Raw genomic sequence first — 16434 nt, forward strand, 5'->3', positions numbered from 1 at the left:
ACAAACCACCTATGACCTATGAAATAAGTTACGTATTATACAACATTATTCTTTATATTCAAATAGCTTTAAAATTACTCTTATTTTGACAAAATCTACTGACAAAACATTGCTCGCATATTGGCTTTAATGCCTTGCAGGTATAACGTCCAAAAAGCACAAAAGCTTGATGAAGTGTGCTAAGCTGCGTTTTAAACAACTGCGTAAGCTCTTGTTCGGTTTGTTTTGCGCTTTTTGCCCCACTCAAACCTAAGCGATGAGAAACGCGAAAAACGTGCGTATCCACTGCCATATAATTTTGCTCAAAAAATTCTATAAGCACCACATTAGCCGTTTTTTGCCCTACACCCGCGAGGGTTTTAAGCTCTTCTTGAGTTATAGGAATATTGCCATCAAAATCATTCATTACTTGATTTGCCATTGCTTTTAAATGCTTTGCTTTATTGTTAAAAAATGAAACAGATTTAATAAGTTCTTTTATCTCCTCTATATCTGCTTTGGCTAAACTTGCTACATTAGGAAAAGACTTAAAAAGCGCAGGAGTTACAAGATTCACGCGTTTATCAGTGCATTGAGCAGAAAGCATCACACATACCAACAATTCATAAAGATTATGATAAATAAGCTCTGTTTTGGCATTAGCATACTGCTCCAAAAAAAGTGCTTTAATGATTGGAATATCCTTTTTTTTGCATTTTTTAAATGGTGTTTTTGCTTTAGAATCTGCCATAATAGCCCTAACTTGCCTTATTTTCAAGCACTTCAACAATAATCATTTTTGCTTCACTATCGCGTAATGCCACCTGTGTACCCTCAATGAGAATCACCACCGCCAAACGTCTAAAAGAATGGTTCACAACCTGACATATTTTATCTTTAACAATACCAAAAGACATAAGGCGATCACACAATGCCTCATCTTTAGCCTCGCAGGAGATAATTTTGCATTTTGCGCCTAACGCGCATTCATAGAGTGTCATTTTATCCCTTTTTTGTTTTATTATTTCATTTCACTTGTGCTAACGCTATGATTTACTACCTTTAAAAACACAAAAAAGATTCTATACTAAATAAAATAACAAGATTGCTCCCCATTTTTACTTCTTCCTCAAAATTAAATAATTTATTCTTGCTGCGGCAAGTTTGGCTCATTGACTACATTTTCATCATTTACATCTTCATTTTTTGAATTTGCACTAGGGAGATTGGCCTGCTCTTTAGGAAGGGAGGATAACTCATTATCTTTTTCTAATGCAGGTGAGTTAAGCATATCAAAACCTTCAGCCCTCCCTCCTACATCTGCTCCAATCGCCTCGACTAAACCATTTAAGAGATTATCAACTGGCTTTAAGATTCTACCCACCATCTCAAAAGGGCTTGTAAGAATATCTTTAAACACACTCACTTCACTTTTTGGATCATCAAGTGTGCCTTTCATCACAATCCCTGTCGAAAATTTCCCATCATCGCCTAAAATCACATAGCCCACTAATGGAATCTTATCCACAATATCCGCAAGTGTTTTAAGCGTAGAGGCTTTAAGCACCACATCAAGCTCTCGATTTTTAAGATTCACTAATCCTCCACCCTCCACATCAATGGAGCTTCCTATCAAGTTAATATTATCAAGCACCAAATATTGATCATTTAAGACAAAATCTACTTTGCCTTTTTTAATTTCATAGCCATTTGCGCCAAGCCCGGGCTTACGAAAAGTCAGCAATGCTGGCACCGTATCAATGAGTGCTAAAATATTTTGCACGATAACCAAATTCTTATAAGTCGTATTTTGCATACTAATTTCACCCTTTAACGTTCCCTCATCATAAACACCCTTAAAATTAAAAAGTCCGCCATCAAAAATATCACTTTGCCACACACGATTCAAAAATTTATCGCTAAAATTGCTTAATCTCACATCTGCGCGAGAATACGCCATATCCACATTTGCCACACCATTGCCATACACAACATCAGCGCGTATCATATCATCACGCAAAGAAAAAGAGGCATTATCCGCGGGGATTACATATCCGCCAAGATGAAAATCTATATTGCGTGCCTCAAGGTAAGTAATATGTGGAGAGAGCTTGTTTTCACGCTCATATCGCCTTTTTGCTCGAATAAATGCTTCTCTTTCCTCGCGCTCTTTTGGGCTTAGCTTCTCTCCACTCTCATTTTCTTGATTAATTTGCTTTAATACCGGAATCTGGCTTGAAAACACCTCATCAATATGCAAATCATAGCCATTGAGGATAATCTTAACGACATTCCCCTCTTTTATTAGCGCAAATTTTCTCTCATTTGTGCCAATAAAAATACCATGCTCGTTGATTCTACCCTCCAAAGAAAGAGCGCTTAGAATCTTGCCATTTTTATCATAAAGTGGATAGGTGAGATTATGCACATTGCCATTAAGATATATGGTATCAAAGTCTTTGCTTTGGACTTTAAGTGTGCCTTGTGATATGCCAAAATACTGCAAAATAGGCGAATACGCATAAATTTTTGCAATATCACTCAACTCAAAAATACTCTCTTCTCCTATGCGGATAATTAACCCAAAATCTGGCAAAGTAATGACTTTTTGCTTACCCATATCCCCCACAATGTTAATTTTTTTCATCTTATTTTTATCAATTTTTAAAATCGCTTCACTAAAGCCCTTTTGTGATTCCTCATAAATAGCTTTAATAATGCGTTTTGTAAGCTCATCGCTCCCTTTTGGAATCTTAGGCACATTTACCTTTTCAGAAAAACTCTGCGAAGTAAGCACAAATTTATCAATGATAAAATTCCCCTGCAACTTGTCATTTTGCATATTCCATAAGAGATTGAGTGTGCCTTGAATGCTTTTGGCATAATCAATCTTTGTGCTTAGAATCTGCATATATGCCTTTGTCTTATCTTGCGCAAAAATGAGCTGTAATTGCTCTGTCTCTAGGTTTTGATTACCAATTTTGAAAGTCGTGTGTGCTGCACTGATGCCGCCATTAAGCCATACTCTTGTTTGATCCTTTTCATTTTGTATATCAATATCAAGCTTAACTTGCAAGGCAGAATCCGCACTTCTTAGGGGAAGATTCACACCAAAGACTTGCAAAAGATTACTCAACGCATCATTAATATGTGCATTTTGGGAAAGGACTGAAACTTTTACCCCAAGAGGTTGGGTAAAGATATTATTGATTGCCACTTCAGAGCCCTCAAGATTTATATCTGTAAAAAATGGCTCTTTAAGCAGAAAGCGCAAACTCTCATTGCGTATATACAAAATCACACGCGTTGCTTCAATAGGCTTAAGATTCTCTGCGAGATAAATTTTGGGGGATTCTATGGCTAAATCAAGTTCGAGTGTTTTTTGTAATTTTTCAAAAAAATGCTTATCAAGTGTGCTTTTAAACCGCAAAGAATGCAATTTTAACACATCATAATGCACTTTTTTAAAAAGCCAATCATTGAGCGTTTGATTTTTAAGTTTCAAAATAAAGGGCTTAAGGGCGTCTAAATCATACAAATGCGATGATGATGCCTCTAGGGCAATCTTAGAAAAATCTGTAACCGCACGCACATAAAGTGTAGGTTGCTCTTTGTCATCTGTTGATTCTTTAGGAGAAATGCTCACATCAGCCTCAATAGCCTTTCTTGCACCTCTATAAAAGAGTCTGCCCTGCATTTGCAGACCAAAAGGAAGAATATCAAGCTGTGTAATGTGTAATTCTGTAGCTTTGTCATTCTCTTCTATGGCAAATCGCGCGATAAGCTTTGGGAAATTAATAAAATATTCTTTGCCATCATAATGCACACTACGCGGGAGATTATCTGCAAAAACAATTTGTTCAATATCAAGCTTTTCAAAATATGAAAGAACGAGCAAAAATCTTTTTACCCAGCCTAATATTTCATCAGCACTCATTGGCGCATCATCTTCATCGTCTTCTTGCGAGGTGGTATCTGTGGATTGCAAAGCGGTGAGATTAAGCGTATCAATGTGCAAAATAAACTTGTTATTTAATCTAAGATAGAATCCCTGCACTTGAATCTTGCCAAAGCTCATAGATTGGCTGTAAATGCCATTGGAGAGAATCTTGTATCCCATAATGGAGAGTGTAAGCACAATGCCCAAAAAAATCACAATACTTACAATACTTTTAGATTTGATTTTTATCATTGCCATAACCATTCTATTCTATTTACTTCAACCTGTGCAAACACAACGTATATTAGATATGCCCAAAGGCTCACTTACTAAAATTATAACATACTTAAACGACAATGGGGGACATTTCAATAAGCTTGATAGTCTTTTTATTCGTTTTTTGGGGCAACCCCAAAGTGGATTTATTGATATGAAAGCTGAAGTATTGCCTAAAGGAGCATTTTTTAAAGCACTTGTAAGCTCAAAAGCAGCGACAAAGGAGGTTACGCTTATTCCGGGTGAGACAATGTATTATTTTATCCGTATTTTGGCACAAGCCCTCTCACTCTCACCCCAATCCTTGCAAGAAGCCTATGATAAATACTTTCCTTACCCCGATGGAGTTATTTTTCCAGATACTTATAGTCTTCCTGTTGGGATAAATGAAGATGAGACAATGAAGATTCTCTATCATCTTTCAATGAAACGACACGAACAAGAAGCCATAAAACTCTGTGGCACATATGATGAGAAGGAGTGGTTTAAAAATGTCGCTATTGCCTCTGTGGTGCAAAAAGAAGCAGCAAATAATGAAGAAATGCCTATTGTAGCGGCTGTGGTGTTTAATCGTTTGAAAAAAAATATGCCTTTGCAAATGGACGGCTCACTCAATTATGGGCAATACTCTCATAGCAAGGTAACACCTGAACGCATTCGTAATGATGACAGCCCCTATAACACTTACAAACATAAAGGTGTGCCACCTTTTCCTTCCGGGAGCGTAAGCTTACAAGCTTTAGAGGCTGTGTTTAACCCAGCGCAGGTAGATTATCTCTATTTTGTGCGAGATAGAGCAACAGGGACGCATAAATTCAGCAAAACTTATGAGGAACATCGTAGCCATTTTTAAGTTTTATTTGCTTTTAAGTTAAATTATTTCATAGTTAGCAAATTAAATTTTTGTTTAACTTTTATTATTTTCAAGTTATTTTTTGAACAATTTTTAATCAAGAGTAAAGAATAAGGGCAAATAAGGTAATGATGTTTAATAAGATTGCTATCATAGGAGGTTCGGGCAATGTCGGCTCCCACATCGCCTTTTTAGGTGCAATGAGAGGAGTGGCAAAAGAATTTCTCCTTTTTAGTATCGATGTGCCTCGTTGTAAGGGTGTTGGGCTTGATATTTCACAGGCTGCAGCAATCTTTAATCTCCCTATTTATGTGCGAGGCTGTGAATCTTATGAGGAATTTGCTGAGTGTGAGATTATCATTATCACTGCAGGATTCCCACGCACCCCACAGATGAGTCGCGATGATTTATTACTCAAAAACGCACAAATTATGCAAGAAATTACACAAAATATTGCAAAAGTAGCTCCCAACGCATTGCTTATTGTTGTTTCAAATCCTCTTGATGCGATGTGTCTTGTGGCAAAAGAATGGAGTGGATTTGAAAAACATCGCGTAATAGGTATGGCAGGCATACTTGATAGTGCAAGGCTTACTTATGAAAGCAAAGTAATACTCAATGACTTTACAAAACATATTGAATCTTATGTATTGGGAGCGCATAGTGATGATATGCTGCCTTTGTTGCGCCATTGTATGTGTGATGGCAAGAGCCTTACTGATGTATTAGACTCTCAAATGCAAGAGGAAGTGATAAAGCAAACAAAGGGTGGTGGAGCAAAGATTGTTGGCTACTATAAGCAAGGTAGTGCGTATTTTGCTCCTGCAAGTGGAGTGATTAAAATGCTTGAGCTCATTGCTACTCCAAGAGAAGATGTGCTAGTATGTAGTGTCTATACAGAGGGTGAATACGATATGGAAGGTATTTATATTGGACTTCCTATCAAATTGAGTAAACAAGGAGTAAAGCAAATTGTAGAGCTACCATTAAACGAACAAGAACAAAAAATGTTAAAAATCTCTGCATTAGGTATCAAAAAACAAGTTGAGATTCTTAAAAATAATGGATTGTTAAAAAAGAGAATCTAAGATAATATCACTTAAATTTTAGGTAAGAAAGGAAGGAAAATGGGTATTAAAAAAGCACCGCAAAATGTGCCAGTATGGATTGATGAAACACGTTGCAAAGCGTGCGATGTATGTGTATCGCTTTGTCCAAGTGGCGTTTTAGGTATGAGAAAAGATGAGCATAGAATTTTGGGTAAAATCATCTCTGTGGCACACCCAGAGAGCTGCATTGGTTGTAGAGAATGTGAGCTACATTGCCCAGATTTTGCTATTTTTGTCGCCGATAAAGATGAATTTAAATTTGCTAAAGTCAGCAAAGAAGCACAAGAAAGAGCGGCAAAAGTCAAAGAAAATAAATTTATGGTTCTATAAGGAGAGAGTATGCGTGAGTTAATTACAGGAGGAAATGAGCTTGTCGCGTTAGCCGCGATAGAGGCGGGTTGTCGTTTTTTTGGTGGGTATCCTATCACACCCTCAAGTGATATTGCCCACGAAATGAGTGTAGAGCTTCCAAAAATTGGTGGAAAATTTATCCAAATGGAAGATGAGATTAGTGGTATTGCTGTGGCTTTGGGTGCTTCTATGAGTGGCACAAAGGCAATGACAGCTACTTCAGGTCCGGGTATTTCGCTTAAATCTGAACAAATTGGTTATGGTTTTATGGCAGAGATTCCGCTTGTTGTGGTTGATGTAATGCGTGGCGGTCCTTCTACCGGGCTACCTACACGCGTATCACAAGGTGATGTCAATCAAGCTAAATCACCAAGCCACGGGGATTTTTGTTCTATCGCTATTGCAGTTGGAAATTTGCAAGAAGCTTATACGCAAACAATTCGCGCCTTTAATCTTGCTGAAAAATATATGACGCCAGTATTTTTGCTCCTTGATGAAACGATTGGACATATGCACGGCAAAACACTTATTCCAGATTTAAAAGATATTGAGCCTACAATTTATAAAAGAAGAGAATTTAAAGGTGATCCTAAAGATTATGAACCCTATGCTGTGCCACAAGATGAGCCAGCTATCTTAAATCCATTCTTTAAGGGCTATAAATATCATATTACCGGACTTCATCATAGTGGAAGCGGTTTTCCAACCGAAGATGAAAAACTCTCACAAAATCTTATTGATAGACTCTTTAATAAAATAGAATCTCGCGTTGATGATATTGTAGAGTATGAGGAATATATGCTTGAAGATGCAGAGATTGCTATTGTTGCCTATGGTTCTGTTTCGCTTTCTGTAAAAGAAGCGATTCATACTTTGCGTAAGCAAAATATAAAAGTAGGACTTTTCCGCCCTATCACACTTTGGCCTAGCCCTGCAAAGCAGCTTAAGGCTCTTGGTAAAAAATTCTCAAAAATCCTAATGATTGAGCTTAATAAGGGACAATACAGACAAGAAGTAGAACGCATTATACAAAAAGATGTTGTATTTCTAGGCAAGGCAAATGGTCGCACTATTTCGCCCACAGAGATTATTACAAAAATCAAGGAGATGTAAGATGGCTTTTAATTACGAAGAATATTTGCGAATGAATAAAATGCCAACACTTTGGTGTTGGGGCTGTGGCGATGGTGTAATCTTAAAAAGTGTAATACGCGCCATTGATGGACTTGGTTGGAATATGAATGATGTGTGTATCGTGAGTGGGATTGGCTGTTCAGGACGATTTAGCTCGTATGTAAATTGTAACACAGTGCATACAACACACGGGCGAACAATGGCGTATGCCACAGGCATTAAACTCGCTAATCCTGATAAAAAAGTTATCGTTATTTCAGGCGATGGGGATTCAATGGCAATTGGTGGTAACCACACAATCCACGCGTGCAGACGCAATATTGATTTGAATCTTGTAATGATTAATAACTTCATTTATGGACTTACAAATTCTCAAACTTCGCCTACTACACCAAAAGACTTTTGGACGGTTACAGCCCAATATGGCAACATCGATCCTAACTTTGATCCTTGCGAAGTGGCGAGTGCAGCGGGTGCGACTTTTGTTGCTCGTGAAAGCGTGATTTCACCCAAAAAGCTTGAAAAAGTCCTTATGGAAGGCTTTACGCACAAAGGCTTTAGCTTCTTTGATGTTCATAGTAACTGCCATATTAATCTTGGACGCAAAAATAAGATGGGCGAAGCAACTTCTATGCTTAAATGGATAGAATCTCGCCTTGTTTCTAAGAATAAATTTGAGACGCTATCACCCGAAGAGCGTGTGGGTAAATTCCCCACAGGTGTGCTTAAACATCAAACAGATAAAATCGAATATACACAAGCTTATGATGGTGTTATCGCTAAAGCCAAAGCTAAAGCAGGGGGTGCAAAATGATACATCAACTACGATTTACAGGAGTAGGTGGGCAGGGTGTGCTTCTTGCAGGTGAAATTCTCGCTGAAGCGCAAATTAGAGACAAAGGCTATGGCGTTCAAGCAGCGACTTATACAAGCCAAGTGCGTGGAGGACCCACAAAGGTGGATATTCTCCTTAGTGATGAAGAGATTCTCTATCCTTATGCAAATGAGGGCGAGATTGAATTTATGCTCTCTACTGCACAAGTGAGCTATGATTCTTTTAAAAGTGGCGTTAAAGAAGGAGGCATTATTGTTGTTGAATCAAACCTCGTGCGCCCAAGCGATGAAGATAGAAAGAAATTTAAAATTTATGAGATTCCTATCATTACGATTGCTAAAGAAGAAGTGGGCAATGTTGTAACTCAATCTGTTGTAGCCCTTGCCATTACGGCTACTTTTACGCAATGTGTTGCAAGAGATCTTGTGTTTGAAACAATGATAAAAAAAGTTCCTGCTAAAGTGCAAGAAGAAAACAAAAAAGCTTTTGAGCTAGGTGAGAAATACGCCAAAATTGCTAAAGAAAAAGCTTAAATAGCCTCTTTTTCTGTCTTTTTTTTTACAGCCTAAAAGAATTGCCTCTTTTAAGGCAATTCTTACTTTTATACTTCCTCTTGTGTTATGTTTTTATGCTAAAATTGTAGTTCTATATCTTTATTAAAGGATTCTTGTGGCGCATACAGCATCTGAAACGCATATTGAAAATTTACTTGAAGAGCCTAAACTCTATCGTGTATTGCTTCTTAATGATGATTATACAGCTATGGATTTTGTAACGCAGATTCTTATAGAAGTGTTTGATAAAACTTCTGATGAAGCAACTGCCATTATGCTTAAGATTCACAACGAAGGCAAGGGAGTGTGTGGTATTTATACCTATGATATTGCCGAGCTTAAAAGTCAGATTGTAAGCCAAAAAGCGAAGCAGCAAGTTTATCCATTGCGAGTTATTATAGAAGAAATGCCTTCTTAGGAGCAAAAATGATAGGACAAAATCTCACGCTTATTTTTAATGATTCAATTGATATTGCGCGGGAAATGCGCCATAATATCCTCACAACAGAACATCTTTTTCTTGCCACACTCAACAATACTCAAGGAAAATCTATCTTAGCAAGATGTGGGGGTAATATCCAAGAGATGCGCCGCCAAACAAACCTTTATCTACAAAAGTATGTGCCATTTTCGCACGAGCTTACAAAAAATCCCATACAAACTCCCGCCCTTGATAGAATCATAGAAACAATGGTAAAACACGCCCAAAATAGCAATCGTCAAAGTGTCGATGTGGGCGATTTACTTGCTTCGATTATGGAAGAAACTCAAAGCTTTAGCACACAGATTCTCAAATCTCAAGGCATTGATAGGCTAAGTGTGCTTGAAGTCATCACACAGCAAGAGCAAGATTACCAAGAGCAGCCAGATATGAAAGAATCAATAGAGAGCTATCTTGCTAAATACACAAAAAATCTTTCTACTTTTGCAAAAGAGGGCAAAATAGATCCTGTGATAGGGCGCAATGAGGAGATTTGGCGTGTGAGTGAGATTCTCTGTCGGCGCAAAAAAAATAATCCTATACTTGTGGGCGAGCCGGGTGTGGGTAAAACTGCCATAGCTGAAGGTTTAGCCCTTGAAATTTATCATAAAAGATTGCCAAAAGCACTTCATAACGCACAAGTTTTTGCGCTTGATGTAGGAGCTATGATTTCAGGAAGTAAGTATCGAGGTGATTTTGAAAAACGTCTTAAAGGTGTGTTAAAAGAAATTGCACAAGTCCCTCATAGTGTGCTTTTTATCGATGAGATTCACACGATTGTGGGTGCGGGGGCAACTTCAGGCTCAAATCTTGATGCCTCAAATCTCCTTAAACCCGCTCTTGCAAATGGCACATTGCGTTGTATTGGTGCGACAACATTTAGTGAGTTTAAAACACATTTTGATAAAGACAAAGCTCTCTCACGTCGCTTTAGCAAAATCGAGGTAAAAGAGCCAAGTTTGGAAGATTGCTACAAAATCATAGAGGGTTTAGCCCCGATTTATGAGGCATATCATCATATCAAATACACTAAAAGTGCGCTCAAGGCTTGTGTTGATTTATCTGCACGATACATAAGCGATAAATTTCTCCCCGATAAAGCTATTGATTTGCTTGATGAGGTGGGTGCAAATAGCAAGATCTATCGCACAGATAAACACAGCACACCTACAATTACCATTAGGGATATAGAAAGCATTTTAAGCAAAAGTGTGCATATTCCCAAAAGTTCTATTAGCACAGATGAGAGTAAAGCGCTTTTACATTTATCAAGCAAACTCAAAGAGCGCATATTCTCACAAGATAAGGCTATTGATGAACTAAGCAATGTGATAAAAACAAACAAAGCAGGCTTAGGCGAAAGTAATAAACCTATTGGAAGCTTTGTTTTTGCAGGACCAAGTGGTGTGGGCAAAACAGAGCTTGCTAAAGAATTAGCAAAGATTCTAGGCATAGGCTTTGTAAAATTTGATATGAGCGAATATATGGAGGCACATTCTGTTTCTCGCCTCATTGGCGCACCTGCTGGATATGTAGGCTTTGAGCAAGGGGGGTTGCTTGTTGATGCTGTGAGGAAAAATCCTCATTGCGTGCTTTTGCTTGATGAGATTGAAAAAGCACACGCTGATATTTATAATATTTTATTGCAGATTCTAGATTCTGCAAGCTTGACAGATAATGCCAATAATAAAGCAGACTTTAAAAATGTGATTGTAATTATGACAAGTAATGCCGGAAGCAAGGAGGCAAATACTTTAGGCTTTAGAGCAGATATGCAGAGCAAAAATGAAAATGCGATTAAATTACTCTTCTCACCCGAGTTGCGTAGCCGTATTGATAGCGTGATTCATTTTAATCCTTTGGGCTTAAAAGAATATATGCTCATTGCGCAAAAATATATCAACGACCTTGCCTCCACGCTTGTTGCGCGGCGCATTAATCTAAGTATAGATTCAAAAGCTCTGCGCTATCTTGCCTCACAAAGTATGGATAAGGCTCTTGGTGCGCGTGAGATGAAAAAAATCATCGATAGCCAAATTAAACTTCCATTAAGTGATGAGATTCTCTTTGGGGCGCTCAAAAAAGGAGGCGAGGTAAAAATTACCCTCAAAACCTCAAAAGGTGCGCCATCACACATTAATCTTGTGTGCAACGCATTGCATAAAAAATCTAAAACAAAAAAAGATGTTGCCCCAGCTCTTTAATTTCTCGTGGGAAGAGGTTCTTGCGTGTGTGTATCGCCCTGCATTTGAGAGTTTTAGTGGATATTTTAAGCCCATTTGCGATTTTCATAGAGAGATAAAACTCATTGGTTTAGATAAAGAAATGGCTTCCCTCAAGCACAATACCCAAGCTTTTTTGCAAGGAGAAAAAGCATCTAATGTCTTGCTTTGGGGGGCAAGGGGCTGTGGCAAAAGCTCACTTATGCAGCTTAGTTTAAGCTCTTTTTTGCACCCTCGCTCGCCTTTACGCATTATTGAACTAAGTAGAGAATCTTTAGGGCTTATGCCTATGGTGCAAGATTGTGTGCGGGACTTAGCTTATAAATTTATTATTGTCTGTGATGATTTGTATTTTGAGGCAAATAATCAAAACTACAAATCCCTCAAAAGCACCCTTGAAGGCTCTTTTGAAAACAAAGCTCAAAATGTGCTTTTTTATACTACCTCAAATCATCGCCACCTCATAAATGAATCCTACCCCCAAGATACACTTCATCTCAATGATGCCCAAGATGAAATCCTCTCTTTAAGTGATCGGTTTGGGCTAAGCATAGGATTTTATACTTTGAGTCGTGTGCAGTATTTGGAGCTTGTTGAGCATTTTCTTCAATCCCCACTTGATGAAAACCTAAAATTAAAAGCATTGCAATTTAGCACACTCAAAGGCTCACATTCTCCTCGCATAGCACAAGAATTTTGCACCCTTTATCATAATGGGATTTTCTAAAAATCCCTTACTTTAGGGGTTTGGAGGAGGGCTTTAGGTGGCGTGGGAGATTTACCGATGAGATAGTCATATACCCCCGCTTTAAGATAGGGCTTAAGCTCCTCAATAGGTATAACGGCTCGGTTGTCAACGCTACAATCCACTGCTATTCTCTCTCCTGTTTCTTCATCAAAGGTAGCAGGACATATCCCATCCCTATAATAAGAATAATAATAGAATAATCCACTATACTCAAAATCTCTTATAGAATCATTTTCACCCGTTATGTATTTACGAGCAAGGGATTTGGGAAGCTTATCAACTCCTCCGGTATTTAATAATTTTTTTGTTTTAATATCAAATAATACTCCTTCACTTATGCTCTCGCCCATACTTCCAGAACCATACAAATTAGAAAACGATATATATGTGTCATTAATAAATAAAAGAACAGGACTATCCCGATATTGACTATACTCATCAATTTCCTTCTTCTCTCTTGCCTCTTGAAGTGATTGAGCCTTAGTAGCAGTAAAACCATCATCACTGGACAGAATCATTATCTGCAAATCTGGGAAATATAAAAAATCATTATACCTCGAATAACTGCCCTCGACATAATCTCTCACATAAGAGCATACCTTTGTAGCAGGACATTGCGGGGCAAAAGTAGCAAGCTTTTGTTTTTTTATACCAACTTGAAGCTCTAGGTTTTGATTTAAATTTAAATCTATATCTATATCCATATCCATAGTACTAGAATATGGAAAATTAAAACCAATCTTTGCTTTTTTATTCTTTGTTATTTTAAAGGGAATCATTGGCTCATTAGGCAGGGCAATCACACCGTGCGTAATGTTTTTCTTATATATCTGCACAAAAAAGCTCACTTCCCTCTCGCCAATCTTACCACTATATTTGCGTAAAAGCACCTCGCCCCTATCTATCTTATAAGCTTCAACAGGATTGCGTTCTTGTCTTGAGGCAATCATATCTACTAAAGCTGCGTCTGAATTTGCCTTTTCTAGCCTCTTTATCTCCTCAATATACTTCTCTGCAGCCTTAGGCATTTGTGCCTTTATCGCTTGTAATTGTGTGAAAAATAGCTCCTCTGTGGCAGTCGCAGCTATCACAAACTGAAAGCTTAGAGCCAAAAGCCCATATATTATGCAGATTTTCTTGCAAAGTTTCATTTTTACTCCTTTTAAACATAGCATAAGCCATTGCTTGAAATGTATCTAGGTTGGGTATTATGCGTTTTTTTTTTTTTTGTTTTTGCTTAAAAGATAAAAAAGGGGGCATTTTGGGTTTGTTTTGATAAAGGCTTTGATAAAGGCATTTAAAATATATTTTTTGAAAAAGCCTTATATATGAGCTTTTTACAAAAAGTGCGAATAACTTTTGTGTGGCAGGATACACACTAGATTTGGTATAATACAACAAAAGGAGATTCTATGCGTGTGATGTCTTGCTTACTTGCCTCTGCTATGTTTTTAGGTGCGCTTATAGCAGATGATGCTGCTTCATTGCAGGAAAACACACTCCCTCTCACGCCCTCCCAGCAAATGCTTGAGCTTTTCATTGAGCCTCTAGGTGAGAGCCTTGAAAATAAAGATAACCTTGATTTAAACTACCTCCGCACCCTCATTGCCTATCATCAGGGCATTATCAATGCCGCGCAATTCCTCCTCAAACATTCTCAACATCAAAGAGTGCGCGCCCTAGCCAACACCACAATCAAAGCACAAACAGCGGAGATTCTGTATTTTCAATCCCTCTTGCCTAGCCTTATGGAGCAAAAAAAGCTCTATAGTCCCAAAGAAGTAACACTTTTTAATAACCACCTCAAAGCCTCAAGCAAAGAGATAAAAGAAAGCATTAATGAACTCGAGCTTGATAAAAATATCAATCGCAATTTTCTCCTTGCGCTTGTCTTTCATCACCAAATCGCCCTTTCCTTCTCACAAGAGATTTTGCAATATACGCAACTTGAGGAGATTAGGACAATCGCCCAAGATATACTCCAACTCTATGAGCAAGACCTTGAATCTTTCCACACCCTCTTTACAGCCCTCCGCTAAGCGCAATAAACGCGCCCACCAAGCAGATATAATAGCAAAAAATAGAGACAATAAAAGCAATGCTAATGCCCCAAAAAGCGTGCCAAAACCCATATCAAAACCTACGCAAAAACTCACATCGCAATCTATGCAAAAGCCCACACAAGAGACAGATGAGATTCTTATAGGGAGGGTGCAGCATCTCTACATCTCACGCTTTACCAAGCAGGGCGCATATCTTATCGCCTCCCCGATACAGATTCAAGAATCAAAGCGCGATACGCCTTTACACACACAAGCTCACAAACTCACATCATCGCGCACGCAAGATTCTATGGCTCTTTTTGGGCAAGATACTTTAAAGGCTAAAATACACGATGAGAGGGCGCATTTGCCTTTACTTGAAGTGCTTTTGCCCAATAAATTTCTCCCTCCACAACATCATATAAATGATAAACTTGAAGTATTCGTCTATACAGATTCTAAAGATAGACCTATCGCTACTACACAGCGTCCAAAGGCGCAATATAATGATATAGCAATCCTTGAAGTCATAGGACATAACGCCTTTGGTTGCTTTTTGAATCTAGGTATTGATAAAGATTTATTTATGCCCTGCAAGAATCCAACGCGCTTTATTTTGAATCAAAAAGTTGCAGTCATTATCACACTTGATAAGCAATCGCGCCTTATTGCCAAAACCGATATTCAATCTTTTCTCCACAAGGCTCCAGCTTTTGCACCCCACAGCAAAGTAAATGCTTTTGTTTTTGAGCGCACACCTCTTGGCTTTGGCTGTGCTGTGCAAGGGGAAAAAGATACAAAAAAATATTATGGCTTACTTTTTCATAATGCTATCCCACAAGGAGAGTGCGTGAATCTTGGCACTTATATTAATGCCTACACACAAGGCTATCGACCTGATTCTAAACTTAATCTCACACTTTTTGCTCCCCATAATGATGCACAAAAATCACTCCTTTTAGATTCTATGCCCCTAGATTTAAACTTCTCTGCCTCGCCAGAAACTATTTTTGAAAGATTTCATATAAGCAAGAAACTCTTTAAAAGGCTTATAAATGAGCTTGTGCGCGAAGGAGAAATTACATTTGATAAACAAAGTGCTATGTTTAAACGCATCAAGTAATATTTCTTTATTATATTTAAAGGAGCAATGATGACAGCACTTATTACAGGCGCATCTTCAGGCATAGGTAAGGCTATTGCAAGAACATTTGTGCAGCATTCTCATAGGGTAATTATACTCGCGCGAAGAAAAAATGAACTTCAAGTCTTGCAAGAGAGCTTAGGAGAGCTCTGCCAAAGTATCGTATGTGATGTCAGTGATACAACATATATAGAATCCGCGCTCAAAAGCCTACCCACAGCATTTCAAAATATTGATGTGCTTGTGAATAACGCAGGAAAAGCACTAGGCTTAGAAAGTGCAGATAAAGCAAATGTGCGTGATTGGGAAGAAATGATAGAAGTCAATATCCTAGCTCTTATTAAACTCACGCGCCTACTTTTGCCCGCAATGGTAGCGCAAGGCTATGGGCATATTATTAATATTGGCTCTATCGCAGGGAGCTATCCCTATCCGGGCGGCAATGTATATGGCGCAAGTAAAGCATTTGTGAGGCAATTTAGTCTTAATTTAAGAGCAGATTTATATGATAAAAATATTCGTGTAACTGACATTGAGCCGGGCTTATGTGGTGGAAGTGAGTTTTCACTTGTAAGATTTAAAGGCGATGCACAAAAAGCCCAAAATGTCTATAAAAACACAAAGCCTCTAATGCCAGAAGATATAGCCCAAAGTGTGCTGTGGGTGGCAAGTTTGCCTCAACACATTAATATCAATACGCTTGAGATAATGCCAACTATCCAAGCCCCAGCCGCACTTAATGTTTATAAAGACACAAAATAAAATA

At 38.1% G+C, this 16434-nt stretch carries 16 protein-coding genes; 12 read left to right on the forward strand and 4 right to left on the reverse strand.

Annotated elements, in window-relative coordinates; genetic code table 11:
• Nucleotides 1-58 precede the first annotated feature (58 nt).
• The 3 genes from nth to J1E28_RS00155 all read right to left on the reverse strand — a co-directional run bounded on the left by nth (nt 59) and on the right by J1E28_RS00155 (nt 4171).
• Nucleotides 59-730 (reverse strand): endonuclease III, encoded by a 672-nt coding sequence (gene nth / locus J1E28_RS00145; protein WP_291025913.1) that lies wholly within the window; start codon nt 728-730, stop codon nt 59-61.
• A 7-nt stretch (nt 731-737) separates the two neighbouring features.
• Nucleotides 738-980: a FeoA family protein gene (locus J1E28_RS00150; protein WP_291025914.1), complete on the reverse strand. Its 243-nt coding sequence runs from the start codon at nt 978-980 to the stop codon at nt 738-740.
• Between the two features lie 143 nt (nt 981-1123).
• Nucleotides 1124-4171 (reverse strand): DUF3971 domain-containing protein, encoded by a 3048-nt coding sequence (locus J1E28_RS00155; RefSeq protein WP_291025915.1) that lies wholly within the window; start codon nt 4169-4171, stop codon nt 1124-1126.
• Here J1E28_RS00155 and mltG point away from each other — a divergent pair.
• From mltG to J1E28_RS00200, 9 genes are all read left to right on the forward strand, one after another.
• On the forward strand, nt 4119-5048 hold the full coding sequence (gene mltG / locus J1E28_RS00160; RefSeq protein ID WP_291025916.1) for an endolytic transglycosylase MltG: 930 nt from the start codon (nt 4119-4121) through the stop codon (nt 5046-5048). The genes J1E28_RS00155 and mltG overlap by 53 nt on opposite strands.
• Before the next feature lie 128 nt (nt 5049-5176).
• Nucleotides 5177-6136, forward strand: coding sequence for a malate dehydrogenase (locus J1E28_RS00165; protein ID WP_291025917.1), 960 nt, complete (start codon nt 5177-5179; stop codon nt 6134-6136).
• Nucleotides 6137-6175: 39 nt separating this feature from the next.
• A complete protein-coding gene (locus J1E28_RS00170; protein ID WP_291025918.1) occupies nt 6176-6487 on the forward strand; it encodes a 4Fe-4S binding protein in 312 nt (103 codons plus the stop codon).
• A 9-nt stretch (nt 6488-6496) separates the two neighbouring features.
• The gene (locus J1E28_RS00175) at nt 6497-7621 is read left to right on the forward strand and encodes a 2-oxoglutarate synthase subunit alpha (protein WP_291025919.1); all 1125 of its coding nucleotides are present in this window, start codon (nt 6497-6499) and stop codon (nt 7619-7621) included.
• Between the two features lies 1 nt (nt 7622).
• Nucleotides 7623-8456 carry a 2-oxoglutarate ferredoxin oxidoreductase subunit beta gene (locus tag J1E28_RS00180; RefSeq protein WP_291025920.1) on the forward strand — a complete coding sequence of 278 codons (834 nt, stop codon included), beginning with the start codon at nt 7623-7625 and terminating at the stop codon, nt 8454-8456.
• Nucleotides 8453-9010 carry a 2-oxoacid:acceptor oxidoreductase family protein gene (locus J1E28_RS00185; RefSeq protein ID WP_291025921.1) on the forward strand — a complete coding sequence of 186 codons (558 nt, stop codon included), beginning with the start codon at nt 8453-8455 and terminating at the stop codon, nt 9008-9010. The genes J1E28_RS00180 and J1E28_RS00185 overlap by 4 nt, the downstream gene beginning before the upstream one ends.
• A 136-nt stretch (nt 9011-9146) precedes the next feature.
• Nucleotides 9147-9449 (forward strand): ATP-dependent Clp protease adaptor ClpS, encoded by a 303-nt coding sequence (locus J1E28_RS00190; RefSeq protein WP_291025922.1) that lies wholly within the window; start codon nt 9147-9149, stop codon nt 9447-9449.
• An 8-nt stretch (nt 9450-9457) separates the two neighbouring features.
• The gene (locus tag J1E28_RS00195; protein WP_291025923.1) at nt 9458-11716 is read left to right on the forward strand and encodes an AAA family ATPase; all 2259 of its coding nucleotides are present in this window, start codon (nt 9458-9460) and stop codon (nt 11714-11716) included.
• Nucleotides 11697-12461, forward strand: coding sequence for a DUF815 domain-containing protein (locus J1E28_RS00200; protein ID WP_291025924.1), 765 nt, complete (start codon nt 11697-11699; stop codon nt 12459-12461). Before J1E28_RS00195 ends, J1E28_RS00200 begins: the two co-directional genes overlap by 20 nt.
• On the opposite strand, the gene J1E28_RS00205 is transcribed toward J1E28_RS00200, so the two are convergent.
• The gene (locus J1E28_RS00205) at nt 12458-13633 is read right to left on the reverse strand and encodes a hypothetical protein (protein ID WP_291025925.1); all 1176 of its coding nucleotides are present in this window, start codon (nt 13631-13633) and stop codon (nt 12458-12460) included. The two genes, J1E28_RS00200 and J1E28_RS00205, sit on opposite strands and share 4 nt — an antisense overlap.
• Nucleotides 13634-13894: 261 nt before the next feature.
• Here J1E28_RS00205 and J1E28_RS00210 point away from each other — a divergent pair, with 261 nt between their 5' ends.
• The 3 genes from J1E28_RS00210 to J1E28_RS00220 are packed head-to-tail and all read left to right on the forward strand — an operon-like array spanning nt 13895 to nt 16430.
• Nucleotides 13895-14521: a DUF305 domain-containing protein gene (locus J1E28_RS00210; RefSeq protein WP_291025926.1), complete on the forward strand. Its 627-nt coding sequence runs from the start codon at nt 13895-13897 to the stop codon at nt 14519-14521.
• Nucleotides 14472-15647 (forward strand): S1-like domain-containing RNA-binding protein, encoded by a 1176-nt coding sequence (locus J1E28_RS00215; RefSeq protein ID WP_291025927.1) that lies wholly within the window; start codon nt 14472-14474, stop codon nt 15645-15647. The genes J1E28_RS00210 and J1E28_RS00215 overlap by 50 nt, the downstream gene beginning before the upstream one ends.
• A 30-nt stretch (nt 15648-15677) precedes the next feature.
• Entirely contained in the window at nt 15678-16430 is a 753-nt protein-coding gene (locus J1E28_RS00220; protein WP_291025928.1) for an SDR family NAD(P)-dependent oxidoreductase, read from the forward strand.
• The last annotated feature ends 4 nt before the right edge of the window (nt 16431-16434 follow it).

The sequence above is a fragment of the Helicobacter sp. genome (genome assembly GCF_022511165.1).
In the GTDB taxonomy this organism is placed as follows: Bacteria; Campylobacterota; Campylobacteria; order Campylobacterales; family Helicobacteraceae; genus Helicobacter_C.

Coding starts and splice junctions, on each gene's coding strand:
- J1E28_RS00200 (WP_291025924.1), top strand. CDS start 11,697: ATGTTGCCCCAGCTCTTTAATTTCTCGTGGGAAGAGGTTCTTGCGTGT.
- J1E28_RS00220 (WP_291025928.1), top strand. CDS start 15,678: ATGACAGCACTTATTACAGGCGCATCTTCAGGCATAGGTAAGGCTATT.
- nth (WP_291025913.1), bottom strand. CDS start 730: ATGGCAGATTCTAAAGCAAAAACACCATTTAAAAAATGCAAAAAAAAG.
- J1E28_RS00195 (WP_291025923.1), top strand. CDS start 9,458: ATGATAGGACAAAATCTCACGCTTATTTTTAATGATTCAATTGATATT.
- J1E28_RS00215 (WP_291025927.1), top strand. CDS start 14,472: ATGAGCAAGACCTTGAATCTTTCCACACCCTCTTTACAGCCCTCCGCT.
- J1E28_RS00170 (WP_291025918.1), top strand. CDS start 6,176: ATGGGTATTAAAAAAGCACCGCAAAATGTGCCAGTATGGATTGATGAA.
- J1E28_RS00165 (WP_291025917.1), top strand. CDS start 5,177: ATGATGTTTAATAAGATTGCTATCATAGGAGGTTCGGGCAATGTCGGC.
- mltG (WP_291025916.1), top strand. CDS start 4,119: ATGCCCAAAAAAATCACAATACTTACAATACTTTTAGATTTGATTTTT.
- J1E28_RS00155 (WP_291025915.1), bottom strand. CDS start 4,171: ATGATAAAAATCAAATCTAAAAGTATTGTAAGTATTGTGATTTTTTTG.
- J1E28_RS00210 (WP_291025926.1), top strand. CDS start 13,895: ATGCGTGTGATGTCTTGCTTACTTGCCTCTGCTATGTTTTTAGGTGCG.
- J1E28_RS00180 (WP_291025920.1), top strand. CDS start 7,623: ATGGCTTTTAATTACGAAGAATATTTGCGAATGAATAAAATGCCAACA.
- J1E28_RS00175 (WP_291025919.1), top strand. CDS start 6,497: ATGCGTGAGTTAATTACAGGAGGAAATGAGCTTGTCGCGTTAGCCGCG.
- J1E28_RS00150 (WP_291025914.1), bottom strand. CDS start 980: ATGACACTCTATGAATGCGCGTTAGGCGCAAAATGCAAAATTATCTCC.
- J1E28_RS00205 (WP_291025925.1), bottom strand. CDS start 13,633: ATGAAACTTTGCAAGAAAATCTGCATAATATATGGGCTTTTGGCTCTA.
- J1E28_RS00185 (WP_291025921.1), top strand. CDS start 8,453: ATGATACATCAACTACGATTTACAGGAGTAGGTGGGCAGGGTGTGCTT.